The organism is Chromobacterium sp. LK1 (assembly GCF_001043555.1).
GTDB lineage: Bacteria > Pseudomonadota > Gammaproteobacteria > Burkholderiales > Chromobacteriaceae > Chromobacterium > Chromobacterium aquaticum.
Map to the genome: position 1 here is coordinate 46,532 of NZ_LDUI01000034.1, position 23,980 is coordinate 70,511.

Consider the following 23,980-nt stretch of genomic DNA (forward strand, 5'->3'; position numbering starts at 1 on the left):
CGCGCCATGTTGATCGATTTTTTCTACGCCCTGCGCAACGCCGGCCTGCCGGTGACGCTAAAAGAATTCCTCACTCTGCTCGAGGCCTTGCAAAAACGCGTCGCCTTCGGCGACCCGGACGCCTTCTACTATCTGGCGCGCACCACGCTGATCAAGGACGAAAAGCATTTCGATCGTTTCGACCAAGTGTTCGGCAGCCACTTCAACGGCCTGTCGCAATCGCTGGACGAGCAAAAGACCGAAATCCCCGAAGACTGGCTGCGCAAACAGGTGGAAAAATACTTGTCCGAGGAAGAAAAACGCCAGTTGCAGGCGCTGGGCTGGGATCAGCTGATGGAGACCCTGCGCCAGCGGCTGCAAGAACAACACGAGCGCCACCAGGGCGGCAATAAATGGATAGGCACCGGCGGCACCAGCCCCTTCGGCGCCTACGGCTACAACCCGGCCGGCATCCGCATCGGCCAGCGCGAATCGCGTCACCGCCGCGCGGTCAAGGTATGGGACCAGCGCGAATTCCGCAATTTCGACGACTCGGTGGAACTGGGCACCCGCAACCTCAAGATCGCGCTGCGCCGGCTGCGCGAATTCGCCCGCGACGGCGCCGAGGAAGTGCTGGACCTGGACGCCACCATCGCCGCCACCGCCGGCAAGGCCGGCATGCTGGATCTGCGCATGCAGCGCGAGCTGCGCAACGCGGTCAAGGTATTGGTGCTGTTCGACGTCGGCGGCTCTATGGACGACCACGTCAAGGCCTGCGAAGAGCTGTTTTCCGCGGTGAAGTCCGAATTCAAGCACCTGGAGTATTTCTACTTCCACAACTGCGTCTACGAAGCGGTGTGGAAGGACAATGCCCGCCGCCATACCCGCACCCTGCCCACCTGGGACCTGATCCACACCTTCGGCAGCGATTACAAGCTGATCATCGTCGGCGACGCCAGCATGAGCCCCTACGAGATCAGTTATCCGGGCGGCAGCGTCGAGCATATGAACCAGGAGGCAGGCGAAGTCTGGCTGCGCCGTCTGCTCGGCCATTTCAAGCACGCGGCCTGGCTCAATCCGGTGCCGGAGGCGCACTGGGACTACACCCAATCGCTGCACATGCTGCGCCAACTGATGTCCGGCCGCATGTACGGGCTGACGCTGCAAGGCATAGATCAGGCGATGCGCGCATTAAAGCGCAGCGCGTCTTGAATTTTAACTTTCCGACACAAATTATTACTTGAGCTTGCGGCGGCTTGTGTTCCAGAATGAAATCAAAGGGGGCCGCCATAGACGACTTTGCTTCCAGGCCTGTTCGCCGGCTGTCGTCTCCAACCAATAAGTTCGTACTCAAGCCTCGGGGAACCATGCCATGGAAATTTTGCTTTTATTCGCCCTCATCGCCGCTGTGGTCGTCGTTGCCAAGATGCTGAGCGGCCCGGTGGAAGACCAGGACAAGCTGGCCCCGATCCGCATTCGCAACGATCAGGAGCGGCGCCGTCGCTGACCCCGTCCACGCATAAGAAAAGAAAAAGCGCGCCGCTGGCGCGCTTTTTCATTGCAATGGCACTTGGCTCACAGCTCGCGCTGTGGCACCAGCACCGTCCGGTTGCCATTGCTCTCCATCGGGCTGACGATGCCGGCGGCCTCCATTTCCTCGATCAGCCGCGCGGCGCGGTTATAGCCTATGCGCAGATGGCGCTGCACCGATGAAATAGACGGCTTGCGGGTGCGCATCACGATTTCCACCGCCTCGTCGTAGAGCGGGTCGCTCTCGCTGGCCGCCTGCGCCTTGGCGGTGGCCGCGGCCGACTCCTCCTCCGCCTCGCTCTCGCCGGTCAGCAGCCCTTCGACATAGTCAGGCTCCCCGAACTGCTTCAGATGCTCGACGATGGCGTGCACTTCGTCGTCGGTGACGAAGGCGCCATGCACCCGCTGCGGATAGCCGGTGCCCGGCGGCAGGAACAACATGTCACCCTGGCCCAGCAGGCTTTCCGCGCCCATCTGATCCAGAATGGTGCGGCTGTCCACCTTGCTGGACACCTGGAAGGCGATGCGCGTCGGGATGTTGGCCTTGATCAGGCCGGTGATCACGTCCACCGATGGCCGCTGCGTGGCCAGGATCAGATGGATGCCGGCGGCGCGCGCCTTCTGCGCCAGCCGCGCGATCAGTTCTTCGATCTTCTTGCCGGCCACCATCATCAGGTCGGCGAATTCGTCCACCACCACCACGATGAAGGGCAGCGGCTCCAAGGGCTCCGGCGTTTCCGGCGTCAGGCTGAACGGGTTGCCGATGCGCTGCCCCATGGCCTCGGCCTCGCGCACCTTGTCGTTGTAGCCGGCCAGATTGCGCACCCCCAACGCGCTCATCAGCCGGTAGCGGCGCTCCATCTCGCCCACGCACCAGTTCAGCGCGTTGGCCGCCAGCTTCATATCGGTGACCACCGGCGCGAGCAAGTGCGGGATGTCGTTGTATACCGACAGTTCCAGCATCTTGGGATCTATCATGATGAAGCGCACTTCGTCCGGCCGCGCCTTGTACAACATCGACAGAATCATCGCGTTGACGCCCACCGATTTGCCGGAACCGGTGGTGCCGGCCACCAGCAGGTGCGGCGCCTTGGCCAGGTCCATCGCCACCGGCTGGCCGGTGATGTCCTTGCCCAAGGCCAGCGTCAGCCGCGAACTGGGCAGCTGGAAGGCCTCGGAGGAGAATATCTCCGACAGCCGGATCATCTGTCGCTTGGGATTGGGTAGCTCCAGACCCATGCAGGTCTTGCCGGGAATGGTTTCCACCACCCGGATCGCGGCCAGGCCCAGCGCGCGCGACAAATCCTTCATCAGGTTGACCACCTGGTTGCCGCGCACGCCCACCGCCGGTTCCACTTCGTAGCGGGTGATCACCGGCCCGGCATAGGCATCCACCACGCTGACCTTGACCTTGAACTCGGCCAACTTTTCCTCGATGACGATGCCGCGTTCCAGCAGCTCCTCTTCCGAGCAGCTCACCGTCGCCTCATCGGCTGGACGCAGCAAATCCAGGCCCGGCAAGCCATAATCGTCGTACACCGGCCTGGGCTTGGGAGGCGTCGGCTCGGCCGCGCGTTCCACCTCGGCCTGCGCCTGCAGCGCCCAATCGCCGGACTGCGGCGCGGCATCCCAAGGCAGGCTGGTTTCCTCCGGCGCTTCCGCCGTCGTCTCGGCGGCGACAGGGGCGTCGATCAAGACCCAGGGCAGCGGCTTGGCGGCCAGCTGCTGCGCCGCCGCGGCCACGGTGGGCGGCTCCGCCGGCACGCTCTCGCGTTGCACCACGGCGGGTTTCTCCTCTTCCTGCACCAGCACCGAGCGGGTCTGCGGCCAGCGCCATGGCGCTGGTTCGGCGGCGCGCGGCGCTTCCGGTTCGTCGATGACCGCGACCGGCAGCGGCGCCGGCGACGCGGACGGCGGCCTCTCCGTCATGGAAACCGGCGACGCGTCGGCGAAGACCTGCGGCGTGAAAACCGCGGACTGCCGCTCGATCGGTGTCGCCATCGGCGGCGCAGTGACCGCCTCAGGCTCGGCCGGCGCCTCGATGGCCCAGCCAGGCGCTATCGCATAGTCCACGATTTCCGGCTCAGGGAAGCTTGCGGCAAACACAGCGGGCTCGGCGGCGTCGGGCTCGGCTTCGGGCGGCGTCGGCAGTGGGTCAGGGGAATCGACTAGCCCGGCATAGGCGACAAGCTCGGGCTCCGCGGGCGGCGCGGGCGGCCGCGCAGGCGCTAGCCAGCCATGCTGCGCCGGTCGCGCGCTGGCCGGCAGCTCATGCCGCACCACCGGCGGCGGCACGATTTGCGGCTCCGCCACCGGCTCTTGCGACTTGGCGACCAGCGGCCGCAACATGGGCGCGGACGGCGCGGCCATGGTTTTACCGCGCTTGGAATGGATATGACGCAATTGCTCGCGCACTTCGCTGGGATCGATCAGCGGCAACGCCGCGCCGTCCTGTTCCTTGACGCTTTGCGACAGCGCACGGCCAGCCTGGCGGCGACGATAGTCGGACTGCAGATTGCTCTGCAGCTCGTGCAGGCCTATCACCGGCAAATCCTTGGCTTGCGGCTCCGCCGCCGGCTGGCGCTGCCGCTTGCGGTATTCACGCGACAACTCCAGCGTCGGCAGTTCCGGCGCGGGCTGCGGCGGGGCCGCTTGTCGCTTGGGCAATACTATGGTTTCGCGCTCCATCGGCGCGGAGCGCTCAACCGGGCTTTCCTCGACGACGCGGCGCGGCGGCTCGGCGCGCGGCGCGGCGGCCTCGGGTTCCGCCGGCGGGGTCCAGGCTGACGCGGCGGACCGCTCGACAGCGGGCTCTTCGGCGAAGTAATCCGGCTCATGCCGCTCCGTCGGCGGCACGCCCAGCAGACTATCCAGCTTTCGGGTCCACTCGGACACGGACACACGTCCGGTATACGTCAGCCAAGCCAGCACGCCCAGCAGCAACAGCAGCAAACACAGCACGAACCACACAGTTCACAACCTCTGACGATGTCGAAAATTAACGGACAGCCCAGACCTACGGCGGGCCGACAGCGGCGATTGTACCGTTTTTTATAGCGCTCGCGGCAGACACACATCGGCGCGCCCCCTGGCCGCGGGCAAAAAAATAAGCCGCGGCGCAAGGCGGCGGCTTAATTTATCGCTGCGGAACGACCCGTCTAGGCGGCCTGCTGCAGATAACCCTGCAATTGGCCGTTGGCCAACAGACGGCGCAAATGGCTGCCGGGCGTGGGACCGGCATAGGCGACGCCGGCCTGCTTGCAGCGCAGCACCTGGCCGGTGGCCAGGGTCACCAGCTCCATCTCCAGCACCCAGGCCTGGACATCGTCCACGCCTTCGACTTCCGGTTCCAGCGTCGCGGTCAGACGGTAGCGGCCATCGCCGGAATTCACGTCCAACAGCCCCATCAGCCCCAGATTGTTGCGCACATCGGCATCGTCCGCGTCAAACGCGCCGGTCGCCAATGCGGCGGCAGGCAGCTTGTCTTTAACAGTGTTTGCAACCATGACAGTTAATCCCCTTTGATGTTGTTATCGTCCGCCGCCTAACGGGAGCGCTGCACCGCTTCCGCCGAGCTAATTCGCCGCCAAGACAGCAAACGCCGCAACATCATGCTGCATTTCATTGCCACACTGCAATCCCTTGCCAGAGGCCGCCGCGCCGTGAGATAGGCAAACTGTCCTTTTTGCCACTTCTTTACATTGCGGGACGATTACAGCAAACGCGGATTTAGCGTATAGCGCCCGCTCAGGCTGGCCGACGCCAACACATGGCCGGACAGCGCCGCCAGCACATTGGCCGGCGTCAGCGCGCCGGATACCGGCAGCTTGGCCACATCCAGCGCGTACAGGGTGAAAACGTAGCGATGTTCCAGGCTGTCGTTCCACGGCGGGCAGGGGCCATCGTAACCGTAGTAATCGCCAGCCATTGCCGTATCGCCGGCAAACCAGCCGGTGTAGTCGTTGATGCCATGGCGCAGGCCCTGCGGCGCCTCCGGCCCACTTTTGCCGCGCGCGCTGACGCCAACGCTGTGGCCGCCCTCGGCGATTTCGGACTGCTCGGCGGGAATATCCAAGAGCAGCCAATGATAGAAGTCCACGCGCGGCAGTTCCGCCGGCACTTCCCTGCCCTCCTGGTTGACATCGTCGCCGCGCGACGGCACATCCGGGTCATGGCACAGCAACGCGAACGAGAGCGTGCCCTCCGGCGCGCCGCTCCAGGCCAGGTGTGGATTGAGGTTGTCGGACAAGGCGACATGGCTGCCCGCGTCCGGCACGCAGAAGGCCAGGCGGCCTGGAATGCGCTCCCCTTGCTGAAAACTGCGGCTATGCAGTTGCATGATGTGCTCCTCGACTATGGCCGATGGCCGGCCGGTTGAAAAAAAGCCCCGACCTGCGGGGCTTGGCAATGCTTGGACGCAAAACCGGCCAGGTTCAGTCCGCCTTCACCACTTGAGCAATGGCGGAGGCGACATAGCCCAGGTTCTTGCTGTTCAACGCCGCCAGGCAGATGCGGCCGGTGGACACCGCGTAGATGCCGAATTCGGCGCGCAGGCGCTCGACCTGGGCCGCGCTCAGCCCGGTGTAGGAGAACATGCCGCGCTGCTTGGCGACGAAGGAGAAGTCCTGGGCCACGCCTTCGGCCTTGATCGCCTCCACCAGGCCGGTGCGCATCGCGCGGATACGGTCGCGCATGCCGGCCAGTTCGTCTTCCCACATTTGGCGCAGTTCCGGATTGGACAGCACCGCTGCCACCACCGCGCCGCCATGAATCGGCGGGTTGGAGTAGTTGGTGCGGATAACGCGCTTGAGCTGCGACAACACCCGCGCGGATTCTTCCTTGCCGGCGGTGACGATGGACAAGGCGCCGACGCGCTCGCCGTACAGCGAGAAGCTCTTGGAGAAGGAGCTGGACACGAAGAACTGCAGGCCGGAGGCCGAGAACAGGCGCACGGCGACGGCATCGGCGTCGATGCCGTCGGCAAAGCCCTGGTAGGCCATGTCCAGGAAGGGCACCAGGCCGCGCTCGCGGCAGACCTGCACCACCTCGGCCCATTGCGCGTCGGACAGGTCGGCGCCGGTGGGGTTGTGGCAGCAGGCGTGCAGCACGATGATGGAGCCGGCCGGCAGCTGCGCCAGGAAGGCGCGCATGCCGTCGAAATCGACGCCGCGAGTGGCCGCGTCGTAATACGGGTAGTTCTCCACCTCGAAGCCGGCGGATTCAAACAGCGCGCGGTGGTTTTCCCAGCTCGGGTTGCTGATATAAACCTTGGCAACCGGATTCAGGCGCTTCAAGAAATCCGCGCCGATTTTCAGCGCGCCGGTGCCGCCCAGCGCTTGAGCGGTCACCACCTGCCCCGCCTTGATCAACTCGCTGTCCGCGCCGAACAACAGGTTCTGCACCGCGCTATCGTAAGCCTGCGCGCCTTCGATGGGCTGGTAGCCGCGCGGCGGCATCGCTTCCAGACGCGCCTTCTCCGCGGCCTTCACCGCCGCCAGCAGCGGAATCTTGCCGTTGTCGTCGGAATAAACGCCCACGCCCAGATTCACCTTGGTGGTGCGGGTATCGGCGTTGAATGCTTCATTCAGGCCCAGGATAGGGTCGCGCGGCGCCAGTTCTACGGCGGAGAAGATCGAAGAGGTCATGCGGGGCTCCATTACTTAACGCAACGACCGGACCCAGCGGCAAGCTGGCCGGCCGGACAAGAAAAACCGGATAAGCACAGTCTAACATGGAGAACCACGTCACGGGCCGCTGTCCGGCGCGGCGGCGTTTTGACAGCGCGCCGTCCGGCCATTACCCTGACATCAGCCACCCACTTGCCTCCAAGCACGGCAGCCACAGGAGCATGACTCATGAAAAAAGGCATCTTGCTGTTCTGGCCCTCCTTCATCATCGCCATACTAGCGACAGGGGTGTTCTTCTCCATCTTCGACCCGGCCGAGCTCAGCCTACACGGCAAAACGCTGTTCAACGACAAGCTGTCGGCCTATTCGGTATTCTTCCTGATCAGCTGGACCTTCGGCGCCCTCAACACCAGCATTGTGCTGCTGTTGGAAAAAAACGCCCGGGAACTGAACGGTTTCACCGCGCCGCCGGTGGTGATTCCGGAAGACGACGCCAGCCAGCCCTGAGCCGGCGACAAGCCGCATGAAAAAAGGAGCCTCTCGGCTCCTTTTTCTACTGAACAACCTGGCCTCAAATCGCGCCCAGGCCCTTCAGCATCACCACCAGGATCAACAAAGGCGACACATAGCGCAGCACGAAGAACAGCGCCTTGAGCAAACCCTCGTTGCGCAGCGCGCCCTGATTGCTCAAGGCCTGCTTCAGACGCTCGAAGCCCCATACCCAGCCGACGAACAGGCACAGGAAGATGCCACCCATGGGCATCAGCAGATTAGAGGTCACGAAGTCGAACAGATCGAACAAGGTCATGCCGAACAGCTTGAAGCCGGACAGCGTGCTGTTGGACAGCGCGCAGCCGGCGCCCACCAGCGCCAGCAGCAGCAGATTGATCAGCGTGGCTTTGACGCGGCTGATGCCGAAACGCTCGCTGAACACCGACACCGGCACCTCCAGAATCGACAGCATCGCGCCGGTGGCGGCGATCGCGGCCAGCACGAAGAAGGCCACCATGAACACATTGCCCAAGGGCATGCTGGCGAACACCGCCGGGATGGTGATGAATAGCAGCGACGGACCGGCCGCCGGCTCGAAGCCGAAGGCGAACACCGCCGGGAAGATGGCGATGCCGGCCAGAATGGATACGAACAGGTCGGCGCACATCACCCGGAAGGTGGTGACGGGAATGTTCTGGTCATCGCGGAAATAGCTGCCATAGGTAATCATGGTGCCCATGCCTATGGACAGCTTGAAGAAGGCCAGGCCCACCGCGGTCAGCACCACCGCGCCGCTGATCTTGGAGAAATCCGGGGTGAACAGGAAGTCCAGGCCCTTGGCCGCGCCAGGCAGCATCAGGCTGCGCGCGCCTATCACCAGCAGCAGCAAGAACAGCAGCGGCATCAGCTTCTTGGTCACCGCCTCGATGCCCTTGGACACTCCCATCAGCAGGATGCCGCCGATCAACAGCAGCACCAGCCATTGCCACAGCAAGGACTGCAGCGGATCGGAAATCAAGGCGTTGAACGCTTGAGAAGTCACCTTGGGATCGCTGGACAACAGGCCGCCGCCCAGCGATTTGAACACATAGGCGAACACCCAGGCCGCCACTTCGGAATAGAAGGCCATGATCAGGAAGGCCGCCAGCACGCCGAAGGCGCTGATCAGCCACCAGGGCTGCCCGGCCGGTGCCAGCGTCTTCAGCGCGCTCACCGCGTCGCTCTTGGCCTTACGGCCCAACATGATCTCGGCGATCATCACCGGCAGGCCCACCAGCAAGGTGGCCAGCACGTACACCACCAAGAAACCGGCGCCGCCATTGGTGCCGGTCAAGTAAGGAAATTTCCAGATATTGCCGAGGCCCACGGCGGAACCGAGGGTCGCCGCCAATACGCCAAAGCTGGAGGTGAAGCCGTCTCGCGACTTGGCCACGCCTCCCTGCCGTACAGATCCCACGTTCTGACTCATTTATTTTTTCTTTCTGACTGCCGCGACGCCAGTGCCGGCCAAGCCCGGCGGGCATTGCGCCGCTTCTCACGCCACCATAAAACAAGCCCGCCTAAGGGATCCCCCTGGCGGGCAACTTGAGTGTTTGGCTTGTCGCCGGCAGCGATTTTGCGGCCATTCGGCCATCAGCGCAAAAAAATCTTCACGGTTCTTGCGTCAGCTCATCCCCTAAGCGCCGCAACCAGGCCAAACACTGCCGCAATTGCTCTATTTCAATGTATTCATCGGGTCGATGCGCCTGCTCGATGTTGCCCGGACCCAACACCACGCAGGCGATGCCGGCCTCGCTGAACAGCCCGGCCTCGGTGGTGTAGGCGACGCCCTTGCCGCCGTCGCAGCCGCACAAGCGCGCCACGATACGACGTACCGCGCTGTCTTCCGACGATTCGAAAGCCGGGCTGTACACCACAGGCTGGATCTGGATGTCCGCCTCCGGCGCCACTTCGCGCATTTCCAGCAGCAAGGTGGCGGCGTAATCCTTGACCGAATCGACAAAGCGCTCCGGGCTGTCGCCGGGCAGCCAGCGGCACTCGAACATGAATTCGCAATCCTTGGGCACGATATTGCAAGCGGTGCCACCGCTGATGGTCCCAGTCTGCAGGGTAGTGAACGGCACATCATATAAGGACTGGCGATGCCCGAACGAAGCCTCGGCGTCCGCCAGCTTGCGGATATGGGTGATCAGCCGCGCGGCGAATTCGATCGCGTTGACACCCTGCGGCGTCAGCGAAGAGTGCGCGGCGCGGCCGCTCACCTTGCACAGATAATGCGCGATGCCCTTGTGCGCGATCACCGGCTGCATGCTGGTGGGTTCGCCAACGATGCAGCCGGACACCTGCACGCCATCGGCCACCAGCCGGTCTATCATCCGCCCCACGCCCAGGCAACCCACCTCCTCGTCATAGGACAGCGCGATGCCGATCGCCTGGCGCAGCTTCCCGCCCTGTGCCAACTCGACAAACCACGGCGCCAAGGACAGCACGCAGGCGATAAAGCCCTTCATATCGGCGGAGCCGCGGCCATACAACCGGCCATCGCCCTTGTCGGTCAGCGCGAAAGGATCGCTGTCCCAGACCTGCCCATCCACCGGCACCACGTCGGAATGCCCGGACAGCAACACCACCGGCAACTCCGGCGCGCCGATGCGGGCGAACAGATTGGCCTTGCCGCCATCGTCGTTGAAGGTCAGCGTGGCCTCCACGCCCAGCCGCAGCAGATAATCGCGCGCCCATTCGATCAATTGCAGATTGGAATACCGGCTGGTGGTATCGAAGCGGACCAGTTCCGCCAACAGTTCTTGCGCCGATTGAGACATCTCGCCCTCCCAAGCCTTGCCATGGTGTTTGAAGAGACCGCCAACTCCGACGCCGCGCGGCTTGCGCCGGCCGCACACGGGGGTCTTGCCGGACTCTCGTTATAGGATGCAGCCAAGTCTGCCTTGCCGCCGCCGCTTCGGCAACCGCCGCGCCGGCAATAAAAACGCACGCCGCGCTTGGCAAAGCCGCCGCTTATCGCTAGAATGCGTCTTCTCTTGAGGCGGGTCTCCCCGCATTGCGCGATAGCGAACCTGGTCAGGTCCGGAAGGAAGCAGCCACAGTTATTTAGCGCAAGTGCCGGGGGTCAGGCTCGCCGCCCCTCCCCTTTATTTTCTGTCTCAGATGCCGAAACGCTTTACAAAAAAGCGACCACGCAGTATCTTTTCGCGTCTCGCCCTGCAAATCCCATTGTCCTTGACAATAAGAAGCCACTAACATTGCAAAAAACGAAGTTCGTGCTTAACGGAACTTCATGAACTTTTTTGCATCAGAATTATTCCTGATGGATTTTTTTTGCTATTTTTAGGGTGCAGGGCACGAACCTAAAAAAATATTAGAACCAATATTCTTTGATACTGAGAGGAACACTCAATGAAACTGTTTGAAAAAATCCCCAACCCGCGTGAAATCCGCCGCAAGCTCGGCCTGAACCAGCAAGAGTTCTGGAGCCGCATCGGCGTGACCCAATCCGGCGGCTCCCGCTACGAAAGCGGCCGCAACATGCCAAAGCCGGTGCGCGAACTGTTGCGCCTGGTGCATGTGGAGCAGATCGACCTGTCCAAGGTGCGTCGCGAGGACTTCGAAATCGTCGAATACCTCAAGGAAACCCACCCGGACCTGTACAAGAGCCTGCGCAAAGCGGTTCGCACCAAGCTGGAAGCCCAGGACGGCAGCGTGGAAGCCACCGCCAACTAAGCGGCTCCCGCGCGACAAAGCCAGCCCGCAGCAATGCCGGCTGGCTTTATTTTTTCACTCGAATTGTCCGACAAGCAACTACGCGCCGCGCGCGCCAAAGCGGCGCGGCTCGCATGCCATCGGCCTAGTCACCGGGATTGCGCACCAGCAAGACCGGCACGTCCGCCAGTTTCAGCACCCCTTCCGCCACGCTGCCCATTAGCAAATGCATCAAACCGCTCCAACCATGGGTACCCATCACTATCAAATCGGCACCCCAGGAGCCGGCCTCATCCACCAGCACCGCGGCGATCTTGTCGCCCCAGCTCTCGAGTATCTTGCAATCCGCCTCCACGCCCAGCTCCTTGGCCTTGGCCCCCGCCTGCCCCAGCACCTGCTCACCGGCCTGCTTGATCGACTTCTGCAGTTCGGTCGCGTCGAGGAACTCGGTGCCGCCCCAGCCAAACTGCGCCAGGTCCACCACATGCACCAGCTTCAGGCTGGCCCCCACTTCCTTGGCCAGCTGGCACGCCTCGTGCAACGCCAGATTGGAGGTTTCGCTATCATCCACCGGTACGAAAATGCGCTGATACATGACTCTGCTCCTTGTTGTATTTGCCTTACACTTTCAGTCTATCAAACCATGCTACCGTACTGTTGACCCAGATTAAGACAAACAAGCAAGTTAAACGACTCGCCCAAAGCCCATATCATGCCCAGAATCAAGCTTGAGCTGCCCGAGCGCTTCACCTTCGAAACCCGCGTCGATGTCCGCATCGGCGACATCAACTACGGCGGCCACCTCGGAAACGACGCCGTGCTGCGCCTGGCCCACGAGGCGCGGCTGCGCTTCTTTCAAAGTCTAGGCTATGCCCACGAGCTCAGCGTCGAAGGGCTTGGCATCGTGGTGGCGGACACCGCCGTCTGCTATCGCGCGGAAGCCTTTCACGGCGATGTGCTGCGCTTTGGCCTCGCCGTCGCCGACATCGGTCCGCGCGGTTTCGATTTGCTCTATCAGGCAAGCAATGACAAAACCGGGAAAGAAGTGGCAAGATTGAAGACTGGCATCGTTTTTTTCGACTATGCCTGCCGCAAGCTTGCCGCCATGCCCCCAGTGTTTCTGGCCCGGCTTGGCGTCACATCAGAATAAAGGAAAGACGTCATGAGAAAATACGCGCTCAACAGCCCGGAAGCGCTGGCTCGCTTGCTGGCCATGTTCATGATCACGGACGGCAATATGGACCCGCGCGAACTGGAGCTGCTGGATAAACTGCACGTCTATGACCTGATCGGCCTGCCGCGCAAACAATTCACCAAGGTATTGGTCGACTACTGCGACGACGTCTCCGACGAAGCCGGCGACGACGGCACCATCCGCCTGCTGGACGCCGAGCGCATCAACGGCCTGCTGACCGAAATCACCGACCGCCGCAAACGCGTGCTGGCCTGCGTGCTGGCCATGGACATCAGCAAGTCCGACGGCACCATCAGCGAGCCGGAAATGGCGCTGCTGAGCCATATGATGAAAAGCTGGGGCATTTCGCTGGACGACCTGGAACGCGAATTCGCCCGTTAACCTCTTTCCAAGCCACAGCAACCGCCCAAGCGGCTGCCGTGGCCATTTCGAAGCCCCTGTCACCCATGACGAGCAATACCCGATTTTCCGGAACCGAAAACTACATCGCCACCGAAGACCTGATGATGGCGGTCAACGCCGCCGTCACGCTGGAACGTCCGCTGCTGATCAAGGGCGAGCCCGGCACCGGCAAGACCATGCTGGCCGAGGAAGTGGCCCACAGCCTGGGCCGCGAGCTGATAGTCTGGCCGATCAAATCCACCACCAAGGCCCAGCACGGCTTGTATGAATACGACGCGGTGTCGCGGCTGCGCGACTCGCAGCTGGGCGACGCCCGCGTGCACGACATCCGCAACTACATCGTCAAGGGCAAGCTGTGGCAGGCCTTCGACGCGGACACCGCGCCGGTGCTGCTGATCGACGAGATCGACAAGGCCGACATCGAATTCCCCAATGACTTGCTGCGCGAGCTGGACCAGATGGAATTCTTCGTGCACGAAACCCAGGAATTCGTGCGCGCGCGCCAACGCCCCATCATCATCATCACGTCCAACAATGAGAAAGAGCTGCCGGACGCGTTTCTGCGCCGCTGCTTTTTCCATTACATCCGCTTCCCGGAACGGGATACCATGCAGGCCATCGTCGACGTCCACTTCCCCGCGCTGCGCCAGCAACTGGTCAACGAGGCGCTGGAAGTGTTCTTCTCCATCCGCGAGCTGCCCGGCCTGAAGAAAAAGCCCAGCACCTCGGAGCTGCTGGACTGGCTGAAGCTGCTGGCCGCCGAAGGCATGGACGCCGACGCGCTGAAACGACGCCATCAGGACAATGCGCCGCCGCCCTTGGCCGGCGCCTTGCTGAAGAACGAACAGGACCTGCAACTGTTCGAGCGGCTGATGCAGATGGCCAAGCTGCGCCGCTGAGATGGAACACCTGGACCGCTTCGCCGCCTCGCTGGCGCTGGCCGGCCGCAGCGGCCACACCAGCGCGGCCTATCTGCGCGACCTGGAGCAATTGGCGGCCATGCTCGCCCCCACGCCGCTGCCGCAAGCCGAGGCCGGCCAACTGCGCAAGGCGCTGGCCAAGCTGCACGCCCAAGGGCTGCATAGCCGCAGCCTGGCGCGCAAGCTGTCCGCCTGGCGCCGCTTCTACCAATGGCTGTTGGACAGCGCGCAGCGCCCGGACGACCCCAGCCTGGGCCTGCGCGCGCCCAAGCAGGACAAACCGCTGCCCAAGGCGCTGCCGGTGGATAGCACCGCGGCGCTGCTGGACCGGATAGACGATGCCGATCCGCTATCCGTCCGCGATCGCGCACTATTCGAGCTGATCTACTGCTGCGGGCTACGGCTGTCTGAAGCGGTGGGATTGAACCTGGAAGACATCGACTTCTCCGACGACTTGCTGCGCGTGCGCGGCAAGGGCGGCAAGACGCGGATAACGCCGTTGGGCGCCGCGGCGCGCGCCTGCTTGCAACAATGGCTGGCACAACGCCAGGCGGCCGAGGGGGAAAACGCGCTGTTCATCGCCCGCCATGGCGGACGACTGGGCGGACGCCAGGTGGAAAAGCGCCTGCGCGACTGGGCGATCAAGACCGGCGCGCAGCAGCATGTGCATCCGCATATGCTGCGCCACTCGTTTGCCTCGCACTTGCTGCAGTCTTCCGGCGATTTGCGCGCGGTGCAGGAGCTGCTGGGCCACGCCAATCTGTCCAGCACCCAGATCTATACCGCGCTGGACTTCCAACACCTGGCCAAGGTCTACGACGACGCGCACCCGCGCGCGCGCAAGAAACCGGAAAACGAGGATTAAGCCGAGCGGCTGCGCGCGGCCAGCAACTCGTCCAAACGCTGCAAGGCGCGGATCACGGTCTGAGCGCGCACCTGCGCGCGGTCGCCGTCGAAGCGACAGCTGAAGGCCTCGCTCCAGCCGTCCGGACCGGCCAGGCCGAACCAAACCAGGCCCACCGGCTTGGCCGCCGTGCCGCCGCCGGGGCCGGCGACGCCGGACACCGCCACGCTCCAATCCGCGCCGGACAGTTTCCGCGCGCCGACCGCCATCTGCCGCACCACCGCCTCGCTGACCGCGCCATGCTCGCGCAAGGCGCGCTCATCCACCTGCAGCAGGCGCTGCTTGGCCTCATTGCTGTAAGTGACCACGCCATAGCCGAACCAGGCCGAGCTGCCGGCGATATCGGTCAAGGCCGCGGCTATCATGCCGCCGGTGCAGGATTCGGCCGCGGCGACGCTCTCGCCCGCCGCCAGCAGACGCTCGCCCAAGCGGCGAGCCAATTCCAGGCTTTCTTGCATGACCATCCTCTCAGCTTCGCCGCGTTTTGAAATGACGGATCAAGCCATTGGTGGAGCTGTCGTGCGCCAGCGCGTCGTCGGCCGCGCCCAGTTCCGGCAGGATGCGGCGCGCCAGTTGCTTGCCGTACTCCACGCCCCATTGATCAAAGGAATTGATGCCCCAGATCACGCCCTGCACAAAAACCTTGTGTTCATACAAGGCCAGCAGCATGCCCACGCCGCGCGGCGTCACCGCGTCCAGCGCCAGGGTGTTGGACGGCTGATTGCCGGGAAACAGCTTCTGCGGCAACAGCATGTCCAGCTGCTCGCCCGGCAGATGCGCCAATTCGCGCATTGCCTCGGCCTCGCTCTTGCCGCGCATCAAGGCCTCGGTCTGGGCCAGGCAGTTGGCCACCAGCACCTGATGCTGCTCGCCGACGGCGTAATGGCTGCGCATTGGAATGATGAAATCGCAAGGCACCAGCCGCGTGCCTTGATGCAGCAGCTGGAAGAAGGCGTGCTGGCTGTTGGCGCCCTCTTCGCCCCAGATCACCGGCCCGGTATCGAAGTCCAGCGCCTCGCCGTAGCGGCCGACGCGCTTGCCGTTGGACTCCATGTCCAATTGCTGCACATGGGCCGGCAGCCGGCGCAGGCCATGATCGTAAGGCATGATGGCATGGGTGTGGGCGCGGTAGAAGGTGTTGTACCAGATGCCGATCAAGGCCAGCAGCACCGGCATATTGGCGGCGAACGGCGCGCTGAAGAAGTGCTGGTCCATCACGTGACCGCCGGCCAGGAACTCCTGGAAATGGTCGAAACCTATCGCCAGCATCACTGGCAGACCTATCGCCGACCAGGTGGAATAGCGCCCTCCCACCCAGTCCCAGAAGCCGAACATATGCGCGGGATCGATGCCGAAGGCCTGCACCGCGGGCAGATTGGTGGATACCGCGACGAAATGGCGCGCGATATCGGCCTCGCCGCCGGCCTGCAGAAACCACTGCCGCGCCGCCTGCGCGTTCAGCAGCGTCTCCGGCGTGGTGAAGGATTTGGAGGCGACGATGAACAGGGTTTCGGCGGGATCCAGCCGTTGCAAGGTGCCGGCGATGTGGGCGCCGTCGACATTGGAGACGAAATGCACCTCAAGCTCCGGCGTCGCATACGCGGCCAGCGCCTCCTTCACCATCAGCGGCCCCAGGTCGGAGCCGCCTATGCCCAGATTGACCACATGGCGGATGCGCCGGCCGCTGAAGCCTTTCCACTCGCCGCCGCGCACCTGCTCGCTGAAAACACGCATTCGCTGCAGCACCGCCTGCACCTCGACCACCAGTTCACAGCCGTCCAGCTCCAGCCGTTCGCCGGCAGGCAGGCGCAAGGCGGTATGCAGCACCGCGCGGTCCTCGCTGACATTGATGCGCTCGCCGCCGCGCATCCTTTCCATCCAGCCGGCCAGGTCCGCCTCCCGCGCCAGTTCGAACAGCAGTTCCAGCGTGCGCTCGGTGATGCGGTTCTTGGAGTAGTCCAGCAACAGGCCGTCCAGCTCCAGCGAAAAGCGCTGGAAACGCTGCGGATCGGCATCGAACAGCTCGCGCATATGCATGTGCCGGGTTGCGCGCTGATGTTGATGCAGCCGGGCCCAGACCCGGGTGGAATTAATGTCGGAACTGCGTTGCGAAGCCATATGGATTGCCGCTGGAATGAGATTTGCCAATAATAAAGGGGCAAGCCCTCTTACCGAGCCGCCCCCGCGGAACAACACCCTCGCTTACAGCTTGAGGAAATGCTCGCGGTAGTAACGCAACTCCTCGATCGACTCCAGAATGTCCGCCAGCGCCTCGTGCTTGCCGCGCTTGACCACGCCGCGCGCCACTTCCGGCTTCCAGCGCTTGCACAACTCTTTCAGCGTGGACACGTCCAGATTGCGATAATGGAAATACTCCTCCAGCTTGGGCATCCAGCGCACCATGAAGCGTCGGTCCTGGTGGATGGTGTTGCCGCACATCGGCGTGATCCGCGGCGGCACGTGCTGGGCCATGAAGTCCAGCAGGATCTGCTCGGCCTCCGCCTCGCCCAGCGTGGACGCCTTGACCTTTTCGATCAGGCCGCTCTTGCCATGGGTATTCTTGTTCCAGTCGTCCATGCCGTCCAGCACCGCGTCCGGCTGGTGAATCACCAGCACTGGCGATTCCGCCACCACGTTCAGTTGGCTGTCGGTCACGATCATCGCCACTTCGATGATGCGGTCGGTCTCTGGATTCAGGCCCGTCATTTCCATGTCGAGCCAGATGAGGTTCATTTGATCTTGTGTCATACTTGCCAATCTTTGCAAAACCCTGCCATTTTCCTTCATTGCCGCGCTGGCGGCAAACCTGACGCAGATAACGGACCCCGATGACCGAGGCATTCAGCTCTCTCTTTCTTGCCGCGCTGGCGGCCACCCTCGCCCTGAAACTCTGGCTGGGCTGGCGCCACATCCGCCACATCGCCCGCCACCGCGCCGAAGTGCCGGCCGCGTTTCGCGACGCCATCGCCTTGCAACAACACCAGCTGGCCGCCGATTATTGCATCGCCAAGACCCGTTTCGGCCTGTTTTCCGCCGTGCTGGACTGCGTGGTGATCCTGGCGCTGACCTTCGGCGGCGTACTGCAATGGCTGGCCGGCGTCGCCGCCGGCGCCAGCGCCTCGCCGCTGCTGTCCGGCCTGCTGCTCATCGTCGGCGTGGCCGTACTGACCGGCTGCGTCAGCTTTCCGCTCAGCCTGTACTCCACCTTCGGCATCGAGGCCCGCTTTGGCTTCAACAAGACCACGCCGCGGCTGTTCTTCATCGACCAAATCAAGGGCCTGCTGCTCGGCGCCGTCATCGGCCTGCCGCTGGTGGCGCTGGTGCTGTGGCTGATGGACATCTCCGGCCCGCTGTGGTGGCTGTGGGTATGGCTGGTATGGACCGGCTTCCAGCTGCTGATGGTGGCGCTCTACCCGACGCTGATCGCGCCGCTGTTCAATAAATTCGTCGCGCTGGAGGACCTGGAGCTCAAGGCGCGCATCGAAGCGCTGCTGCAGCGCGCCGGCTTCAAGAGCCAGGGCGTGTTCGTGATGGACGGCTCGCGCCGCTCCAGCCACGGCAACGCCTACTTTACCGGCTTTGGCGCCGGCAAACGCATCGTGTTTTTCGACACCCTGCTCAAACAGCTGGACCACGCCGAAATCGAAGCGGTGTTGGCGCACGAGCTAGGCCACTTCAAGCGCCGCCACATCGTCAAGCGCATCGCGCTGGCGTTCGCGCTGTCGCTGGCCTTCCTATTCCTGCTGGGGCAGTTGCTGGACGCGCCGTGGTTCTATGCCGGCCTCGGCGTTGCCACGCCCAGCACCGCGATGGCGCTGATCCTGTTCTTCACCGTGGCGCCGGCCTTCACTTTCCCGTTCACGCCGCTGTCCAGCGGCCTGTCGCGCCGCCACGAATACGAGGCCGACGATTTCGCCGCCAGCGAAACCGACGCCGGCAAACTGGTGTCCGCCCTGGTCAAGCTGTATCGCGACAACGCCTCCACGCTGACGCCGGACCCGCTGCACTCCGCTTTCTACGACTCGCATCCGCCCGCCGCGCTGCGCATCAACCACTTACAAGGAAACCGCTGACATGAATCTGCTCGAACTGTCCTGCGAAGCCCAACACGGCGCCAGCCCGCTGGCGGCCAGCACCATCAATCAGCTGATGGGCGCGCTGCCCGGCTGGAGCATCCGCGGCATCGAACTGACCAAGACCTTCCCCTTCGCCAACTTCCACGACACCATGGCCTTCGTCAACGCGCTGGCCTGGATCGCTCACCGCGAAGACCATCACCCGGACCTGTCGGTGCATTACAACCGCGCCGTCGTCAACTTCAGCACCCACGACGCCGGCGGCCTGACCTTGAACGACTTCATCTGCGCGGCCAAGACCGAAGCACTGCTGGCCCGCCCATGACAGGTCAGACCGGACAAATCATCCGCAGCCATGGCCGCCGCTTCATCGTCGAATCCGGCGGCCAGGTTTACGATTGCACCACCCGCGGCAAGCGTGTCGATTTCGCTTGCGGCGATTGGGTGGACATCCTGGTGCAGAACAAGGAACAGGCGGTCATCGAGCGCTCGCAAGAGCGCCGCAGCCTGCTCTACCGCCAGGACGACTGGAAAACCAAGGTCATCGCCGCCAATGTGACCCGCATCCTGTTCGTCATCGCCGCCGTGCCCAGTCCCAACGAAGAGTTGCTGGGCCGCTGCCTGATCGCCGCCGAGGCCGGCGACATCGATCCCGTCATCGTGGTCAACAAGTCCGACCTGCCGGAAACCGCCGGCTTGCTGCAGAAGCTGGAGCTGTACCGGCAACTGGGCTACCAGCTGGTCACGCTGTCGGCCAAGCAGGACGTGGAACCGCTGCTGCCGCTGCTGCACGGCCAGACCAGCGTCTTCGTCGGCCAGTCCGGCATGGGCAAATCCACGCTGACCAATGCGCTGCTGCCGGATGCCAACGCCCGCATCGGCGACATTTCCACCGCGCTGGACTCCGGCCGCCACACCACCACCCACGCCACGCTCTACCACCTGGACGCCGACAGCCATCTGATCGACTCCCCCGGCTTGCAAGAGTTTGGCCTCAAGCATTTGAAGGCCACGGAACTGACCCGTTTCTTCCCGGAAATGCGCCCGCTGATAGGGCAATGCCGCTTCCACAACTGTTCTCACCGGGTGGAGCCGAACTGTGCCATCATGGCTGCATGCGACGCCGGCTTGATCACCAGACCCAGGCTAGCCTTGTTGCGGCGCCTAACGGATGAGCTTTCACCGTCCAGGCCGTAACGTAAGGCGTGCGTACATTCCATTCACATACAGCGGTAATTCACTTACCCTAAAAGAGATCGAAAGCCGTATCGCATAAGCATATCCAGACAGACAGCCATAAAGGAGCCAGCACTATGAATAAGCGAATCGCACTTGTTACCGGCGGCATGGGCGGCATTGGCACCGCCATCTGCAAAGCGCTCGCCGAAAGCGGTCACATCGTAGTCACCACCTACAGCAAGTCCGGCCGCGAGCAGGCCTGGCTCGCCGACATGAAGGGGCTGGGCCTGCATGACATCCACGCCTATCAATGCGATGTCAGCGACACCGCCTCCTGCAAGACGCTGGCCGAACAGGTGGCCAAGGATCTGGGGCCGGTGGACGTGCTGGTCAACAATGCCGGCATCACCCGCGACTGCAGCTTCAAAAAGCAGACCAAGGACGACTGGGACGCGGTGCTGCGCACCAATCTGGATTCGCTGTTCAATATGACCAAACCGGTGGTGGATGGCATGAGCGAGCGCGGCTTCGGCCGCATCATCAATATTTCCTCGATCAACGGCCAGAAGGGGCAGTTCGGCCAGACCAACTACTCCGCGGCCAAGGCCGGCATGCATGGCTTCACCATGGCGCTGGCGCAGGAAGTTGCGCGCAAGGGCGTGACCGTCAACACCATCTCCCCCGGCTACATCGCCACCGACATGGTGATGGCGGTGCCGGAAGAAACCCGCAACAAGATCGTCGCGCAGATTCCAGTGGGCCGCCTGGGCAAGCCCGAGGAGATCGCCGCGCTGGTCGCCTTCCTCGCCTCCGAGCAGGCAGGCTTCATCACCGGCGCCAATGTCGCGATGAACGGCGGCCAGCACATGATGTGACGCCGCCGCTCCGGCTCCTATCTCAGCGCCGCCTCCGGGTGGCGTTTTCTTTTTGCCCGGCCGCTGTGTATGCTGTCGCTTTCCCCAGTCCCACCCCAACGACATCCATGGCAGAACACCTGATCATCCAAGGCGCCGACAAGCAGGAGCGCTATCAAACCCTATTGCCGCAAGCTCTGGCGCTGATTGAATCCGAGACCGACCAGATCGCCGCGCTGGCCAATCTCTGCGCCGCCCTGCACAGCAGCTTCGACTGGCTGTGGACCGGCTTCTACCTGGTCAAGGGCCAGCAACTGGTGCTCGGCCCCTTCCAGGGCCCTATCGCCTGCACCCGCATCCCGTTTGGCAAGGGCGTGTGCGGCAGCGCCTGGCAGGCCGGCAAAACCCTGGTGGTGGACGATGTCGACGCCTTCCCCGGCCACATTGCCTGCTCCTCCAGCGCGCGCTCGGAAATCGTGCTTCCCGTGTTCAATGCCGCCGGCGAAGTGGCGGCGGTGCTGGACATCGATTCCAGCGAGCTGGCCAGCTTTGACGCGGTGGACGCGGAGTATCTGGAGCGCATCGCGGCCGCGCTCGCCCGCCTGTTCTGAGCAGACGCTCGCCCATGAAAAAAGCGCGCCGCGGCGCGCTTTTGCTCATCCAGCCCAACCCACTAGGGCCATGCGTGATGCCGGCCATGCCCGGCGCCAGGCCGCGAGCGATGGCGCAACGCCAGCTCCAGCCCCCAGAACAAGGCCAGGCCGGACAGAACGATCAGGTTCTTGCCGCTGATCATCGCCAACAGACCGGACAGCGCGGAGCCGGCATCGGCCCAGCACAGGCCAAACCACAGCAGCAGCGCCAGCAGCGTGATCCACGCCGGCGCCCGATAGTATTCGCCGAATGACATTTCGCTCTCCATCAGGACTGTCCCATCTCGACAGACTAGCAAAGCCGCACCCGGCCGCCATTGTGACAAGCACTTAGTAGAAATACGCGCGCCGCCGGCCGCTCAAACCTGCAAGGGCAGTTGCAGCTGCCGCCCCAGCCATTCGCGCAGCCCGGCCTCGTCCAGCGCCGACCACTCCTGGCGCGCACCGGCCAGGACTTCCGCCAGCCGCGCCAATTGCCGCTCCGCGCCCAGATTGACTTCGCCGGCCAGCCGGCTGTTCTCGCTCGCCATGTCCAGCAAGCGCGCGGATGCCTGCTCCAGCTGCACCGCCTGGCGCAACACATCCTGCTCCAGCGCCGCATTGCGCTCTTCCAGTAATTCCAGCCGCGCCTCCAGCCGGCCATTGTCGCGCTCGCGCTCGGCCATTCGCTCGCGCCACTCGCCATCCTGCCGCGTCAGCTCGCGCCGGCTCTGGCGCAAAGCCTCCTCCTGGCGCGCCTGCGCCTGCTGCATCGCGCGGCGTTCTTCCTCCATCTGCTCATACAGCCGCAAACGCAGGCCTTCCAGCCGTTCATAGGCCAGGCTCTCACGCCTGCCCGCTTCCTCGCGCGCTTCCAGCACCCGCTGCTCGGCGCGCTGCTCCAGTTCCTGCTGGCGTTGCTCGGCCTGTTGCCGCGCCTGCGCCTGCTCTTGTCGCGCCTGCTCCAAGCGGGCCGCCATCTGCTGCTGCGACTCCTCCAGCATCTGGCGCCGGCTTTCCTCGCCTTTCAGCCGCCCGTCCAGGTCCGCCAGCCGCGCGGCGCGCAGTTCCAGTTCGCGCAAGGCGGATTGCAACTCGGCCTGGCGCGCGGCCAGCCCGGCCTCCAGTTCCCGCGTCTCCGCCGCCGCCTGGGCCACCGCGGTTTCCGCATCCTGGCGCAGCGATTCCAGCCGGCCGTCCGCCTCGTCGCAAGCCCGCTGCCACACCTGCTCGAAGGCTTCCGCCAGGCCGGCCGGCCAATCCGGCCGCCGCGAGGACACCGCCACGCGCGACAGGAACTCCTGCCGCCATTCCTTCAGGGTGTTATTGATGGTGGTATTGGAGCCCGCGCCTATCCTGGCCCGCACTTCCAACACCGTGGGCCATACGCCCTCGCCCACCAGTTCGAACGCAGCCTGCCGGATGCGCGAATAAATATCTGTCGCCATGCTGAATCTGCTTCTTGCTTATTGGCGACATTCTAACAAACCCCGTCCTCCGTCCATTACGAATTACATTGCAAATTTAACAAATCGACAGCGCCGGTCACGCCGTGCATGCAATAGGGGCGGCACCGGCAAGCCGGTCCGCCCCCGATGTGCCGCGACCAGCCAGCGTCGGCCTAGCCGCGTGCCGCTTCGGCGACGAAGATCTCCACGCGCCGGTTCTTGGCCCGCCCGGCGGCGCTGGCATTGCTGGCCACCGGCTCATGCGAGCCGCGGCCGGCGATGCTGATGCGCCCCTCGGCCACGCCATGCGCCGTCAAGTAGTCGCGGGTGGCGCGAGCACGATTCAGCGACAAGGGGTCGTTGACCGCGTTGCTGCCGGTGTTGTCGGTATGGCCGACGATGTTCACCGTGGTCACTGGATTCTGGTTCAGGGTAGCGGCGAAGCGATCGAGAATCGGCCGCAAATTGGGCTTGATATCATAGCGACCCACGTCAAAAGACACATCGCTGGGGATGTCCAGCTTCAGCTGATTGTCCGCGGTCTGGCTGACGCTGACGCCCGAACCCTTGGTCGCCTGCTCCATCGCGGCCTTCTGCTCCTGCATATGCTTGGACCACAGATAGCCGCCGCCCGCGCCCAGCGCCGCGCCCAAGGCCGCGCCGGTGGCCGCGCTGCGCCCCGGGTTGCCGCCGGCGGTCAGGCCGCCCAGCACCGCGCCCGCCACCGCGCCTATCGCCGCGCCGGTGCCGGTGTCTTTCTGCGTCTCGGACATATTGGCACAGCCCGACAGGCTGCCGCTTCCCAGCGCAAGCGCAACAAACATCACGATCAGTTTATTCATGCCTGGATCCTTTCAATCAGTCCATCACCCGCCCCAACGCATCGCGGAGCACGCTTTCAGCATACACGCATCGTCTCGCCGCCACCGGCCAGCCAGATCAAAAGACCGGTCTTCGCCACGGCAAAGCGCTTGATTTTGCTGCCCATGCCTTCCCATGCCGCGCCAATCCGCGTACCATCGCGC

Annotated in this window: 26 protein-coding genes and 1 other RNA gene; 14 read left to right on the top strand and 13 right to left on the bottom strand. The window is 63.8% G+C overall.

Features of this window, described 5'->3' with window-relative positions; translation table 11 throughout:
* Nucleotides 1-6 precede the first annotated feature (6 nt).
* Both VI26_RS15480 and VI26_RS25165 read left to right on the top strand, forming a co-directional pair.
* Nucleotides 7-1,191 (top strand): VWA domain-containing protein, encoded by a 1,185-nt coding sequence (locus VI26_RS15480; RefSeq protein WP_048410648.1) that lies wholly within the window; start codon nt 7-9, stop codon nt 1,189-1,191.
* Nucleotides 1,192-1,351: 160 nt separating this feature from the next.
* Complete coding sequence (locus VI26_RS25165; protein ID WP_255360815.1) at nt 1,352-1,486, top strand: hypothetical protein; 135 nt, start codon at nt 1,352-1,354, stop codon at nt 1,484-1,486.
* A gap of 68 nt (nt 1,487-1,554) precedes the next feature.
* Here the strand turns inward: VI26_RS25165 and VI26_RS15485 are convergent, their stop codons facing one another.
* From VI26_RS15485 to VI26_RS15500, 4 genes are all read right to left on the bottom strand, one after another.
* The gene (locus VI26_RS15485; RefSeq protein ID WP_048410649.1) at nt 1,555-4,479 is read right to left on the bottom strand and encodes a DNA translocase FtsK; all 2,925 of its coding nucleotides are present in this window, start codon (nt 4,477-4,479) and stop codon (nt 1,555-1,557) included.
* 188 nt (nt 4,480-4,667) lie between these two features.
* A complete protein-coding gene (locus VI26_RS15490; protein WP_156183901.1) occupies nt 4,668-5,015 on the bottom strand; it encodes a hypothetical protein in 348 nt (115 codons plus the stop codon).
* Between the two features lie 206 nt (nt 5,016-5,221).
* Nucleotides 5,222-5,848 (bottom strand): YbhB/YbcL family Raf kinase inhibitor-like protein, encoded by a 627-nt coding sequence (locus VI26_RS15495; RefSeq protein WP_048410651.1) that lies wholly within the window; start codon nt 5,846-5,848, stop codon nt 5,222-5,224.
* 94 nt (nt 5,849-5,942) lie between these two features.
* On the bottom strand, nt 5,943-7,142 hold the full coding sequence (locus tag VI26_RS15500; RefSeq protein ID WP_304413464.1) for an amino acid aminotransferase: 1,200 nt from the start codon (nt 7,140-7,142) through the stop codon (nt 5,943-5,945).
* A gap of 222 nt (nt 7,143-7,364) precedes the next feature.
* Here VI26_RS15500 and VI26_RS15505 point away from each other — a divergent pair, with 222 nt between their 5' ends.
* Nucleotides 7,365-7,643: a hypothetical protein gene (locus VI26_RS15505; protein ID WP_048410653.1), complete on the top strand. Its 279-nt coding sequence runs from the start codon at nt 7,365-7,367 to the stop codon at nt 7,641-7,643.
* Nucleotides 7,644-7,707: 64 nt separating this feature from the next.
* On the opposite strand, the gene VI26_RS15510 is transcribed toward VI26_RS15505, so the two are convergent.
* Both VI26_RS15510 and argE read right to left on the bottom strand, forming a co-directional pair.
* Nucleotides 7,708-9,096 carry a sodium-dependent transporter gene (locus VI26_RS15510; RefSeq protein ID WP_048410654.1) on the bottom strand — a complete coding sequence of 463 codons (1,389 nt, stop codon included), beginning with the start codon at nt 9,094-9,096 and terminating at the stop codon, nt 7,708-7,710.
* 181 nt (nt 9,097-9,277) lie between these two features.
* Nucleotides 9,278-10,450, bottom strand: coding sequence for an acetylornithine deacetylase (argE, locus tag VI26_RS15515; RefSeq protein WP_048410682.1), 1,173 nt, complete (start codon nt 10,448-10,450; stop codon nt 9,278-9,280).
* A gap of 220 nt (nt 10,451-10,670) precedes the next feature.
* Here argE and ffs point away from each other — a divergent pair.
* Together ffs and VI26_RS15520 are read left to right on the top strand one after the other, a co-directional pair.
* Nucleotides 10,671-10,769: signal recognition particle sRNA small type (ffs, locus tag VI26_RS23935), an RNA gene on the top strand.
* A 273-nt stretch (nt 10,770-11,042) separates the two neighbouring features.
* A complete protein-coding gene (locus tag VI26_RS15520; protein ID WP_048410655.1) occupies nt 11,043-11,366 on the top strand; it encodes a DNA-binding transcriptional regulator in 324 nt (107 codons plus the stop codon).
* A 124-nt stretch (nt 11,367-11,490) separates the two neighbouring features.
* On the opposite strand, the gene VI26_RS15525 is transcribed toward VI26_RS15520, so the two are convergent.
* A complete protein-coding gene (locus tag VI26_RS15525) occupies nt 11,491-11,940 on the bottom strand; it encodes a universal stress protein (protein ID WP_048410656.1) in 450 nt (149 codons plus the stop codon).
* A gap of 117 nt (nt 11,941-12,057) precedes the next feature.
* On the opposite strand from VI26_RS15525, the gene VI26_RS15530 reads away from it, so the two are divergent.
* The 4 genes from VI26_RS15530 to xerC all read left to right on the top strand — a co-directional run bounded on the left by VI26_RS15530 (nt 12,058) and on the right by xerC (nt 14,727).
* The gene (locus VI26_RS15530; protein ID WP_048410657.1) at nt 12,058-12,495 is read left to right on the top strand and encodes a thioesterase family protein; all 438 of its coding nucleotides are present in this window, start codon (nt 12,058-12,060) and stop codon (nt 12,493-12,495) included.
* A 12-nt stretch (nt 12,496-12,507) separates the two neighbouring features.
* Complete coding sequence (locus tag VI26_RS15535) at nt 12,508-12,921, top strand: hypothetical protein (RefSeq protein WP_048410658.1); 414 nt, start codon at nt 12,508-12,510, stop codon at nt 12,919-12,921.
* 65 nt (nt 12,922-12,986) lie between these two features.
* Complete coding sequence (locus tag VI26_RS15540; RefSeq protein ID WP_048410659.1) at nt 12,987-13,841, top strand: MoxR family ATPase; 855 nt, start codon at nt 12,987-12,989, stop codon at nt 13,839-13,841.
* A gap of 1 nt (nt 13,842) precedes the next feature.
* Nucleotides 13,843-14,727, top strand: a complete 885-nt coding sequence (gene xerC / locus VI26_RS15545) for a tyrosine recombinase XerC (protein WP_048410660.1) — start codon at nt 13,843-13,845, stop codon at nt 14,725-14,727.
* Here xerC and VI26_RS15550 read toward each other — a convergent pair.
* From VI26_RS15550 to orn, 3 genes are all read right to left on the bottom strand, one after another.
* Nucleotides 14,724-15,212 (bottom strand): CinA family protein, encoded by a 489-nt coding sequence (locus tag VI26_RS15550; RefSeq protein WP_369799209.1) that lies wholly within the window; start codon nt 15,210-15,212, stop codon nt 14,724-14,726. The genes xerC and VI26_RS15550 overlap by 4 nt on opposite strands.
* Nucleotides 15,213-15,234: 22 nt before the next feature.
* Nucleotides 15,235-16,884 carry a glucose-6-phosphate isomerase gene (gene pgi, locus VI26_RS15555; protein WP_048410661.1) on the bottom strand — a complete coding sequence of 550 codons (1,650 nt, stop codon included), beginning with the start codon at nt 16,882-16,884 and terminating at the stop codon, nt 15,235-15,237.
* An 84-nt stretch (nt 16,885-16,968) separates the two neighbouring features.
* Nucleotides 16,969-17,514, bottom strand: a complete 546-nt coding sequence (orn, locus tag VI26_RS15560; protein ID WP_048410662.1) for an oligoribonuclease — start codon at nt 17,512-17,514, stop codon at nt 16,969-16,971.
* Nucleotides 17,515-17,594: 80 nt separating this feature from the next.
* On the opposite strand from orn, the gene VI26_RS15565 reads away from it, so the two are divergent.
* The 5 genes from VI26_RS15565 (at nt 17,595) to VI26_RS15585 (ending at nt 21,486) form a co-directional block, all read left to right on the top strand.
* Nucleotides 17,595-18,839, top strand: a complete 1,245-nt coding sequence (locus VI26_RS15565; RefSeq protein ID WP_048410663.1) for a M48 family metallopeptidase — start codon at nt 17,595-17,597, stop codon at nt 18,837-18,839.
* Nucleotide 18,840: 1 nt separating this feature from the next.
* Nucleotides 18,841-19,167 (top strand): 4a-hydroxytetrahydrobiopterin dehydratase, encoded by a 327-nt coding sequence (locus VI26_RS15570; protein ID WP_048410664.1) that lies wholly within the window; start codon nt 18,841-18,843, stop codon nt 19,165-19,167.
* Nucleotides 19,164-20,039 (top strand): ribosome small subunit-dependent GTPase A, encoded by an 876-nt coding sequence (gene rsgA / locus VI26_RS15575; protein ID WP_048410665.1) that lies wholly within the window; start codon nt 19,164-19,166, stop codon nt 20,037-20,039. Before VI26_RS15570 ends, rsgA begins: the two co-directional genes overlap by 4 nt.
* 116 nt (nt 20,040-20,155) lie before the next feature.
* Nucleotides 20,156-20,896: an acetoacetyl-CoA reductase gene (gene phbB / locus VI26_RS15580; protein WP_048410666.1), complete on the top strand. Its 741-nt coding sequence runs from the start codon at nt 20,156-20,158 to the stop codon at nt 20,894-20,896.
* A 107-nt stretch (nt 20,897-21,003) separates the two neighbouring features.
* A complete protein-coding gene (locus VI26_RS15585) occupies nt 21,004-21,486 on the top strand; it encodes a GAF domain-containing protein (RefSeq protein ID WP_048410667.1) in 483 nt (160 codons plus the stop codon).
* 62 nt (nt 21,487-21,548) lie between these two features.
* Here VI26_RS15585 and VI26_RS15590 read toward each other — a convergent pair whose 3' ends face one another.
* From VI26_RS15590 to VI26_RS15600, 3 genes are all read right to left on the bottom strand, one after another.
* A complete protein-coding gene (locus VI26_RS15590) occupies nt 21,549-21,785 on the bottom strand; it encodes a hypothetical protein (RefSeq protein WP_048410668.1) in 237 nt (78 codons plus the stop codon).
* 102 nt (nt 21,786-21,887) lie between these two features.
* Nucleotides 21,888-22,955 (bottom strand): DNA-binding protein, encoded by a 1,068-nt coding sequence (locus VI26_RS15595; RefSeq protein WP_048410669.1) that lies wholly within the window; start codon nt 22,953-22,955, stop codon nt 21,888-21,890.
* 173 nt (nt 22,956-23,128) lie between these two features.
* Entirely contained in the window at nt 23,129-23,797 is a 669-nt protein-coding gene (locus VI26_RS15600) for an OmpA family protein (protein ID WP_048410670.1), read from the bottom strand.
* Between the last annotated feature and the right edge of the window lie 183 nt (nt 23,798-23,980).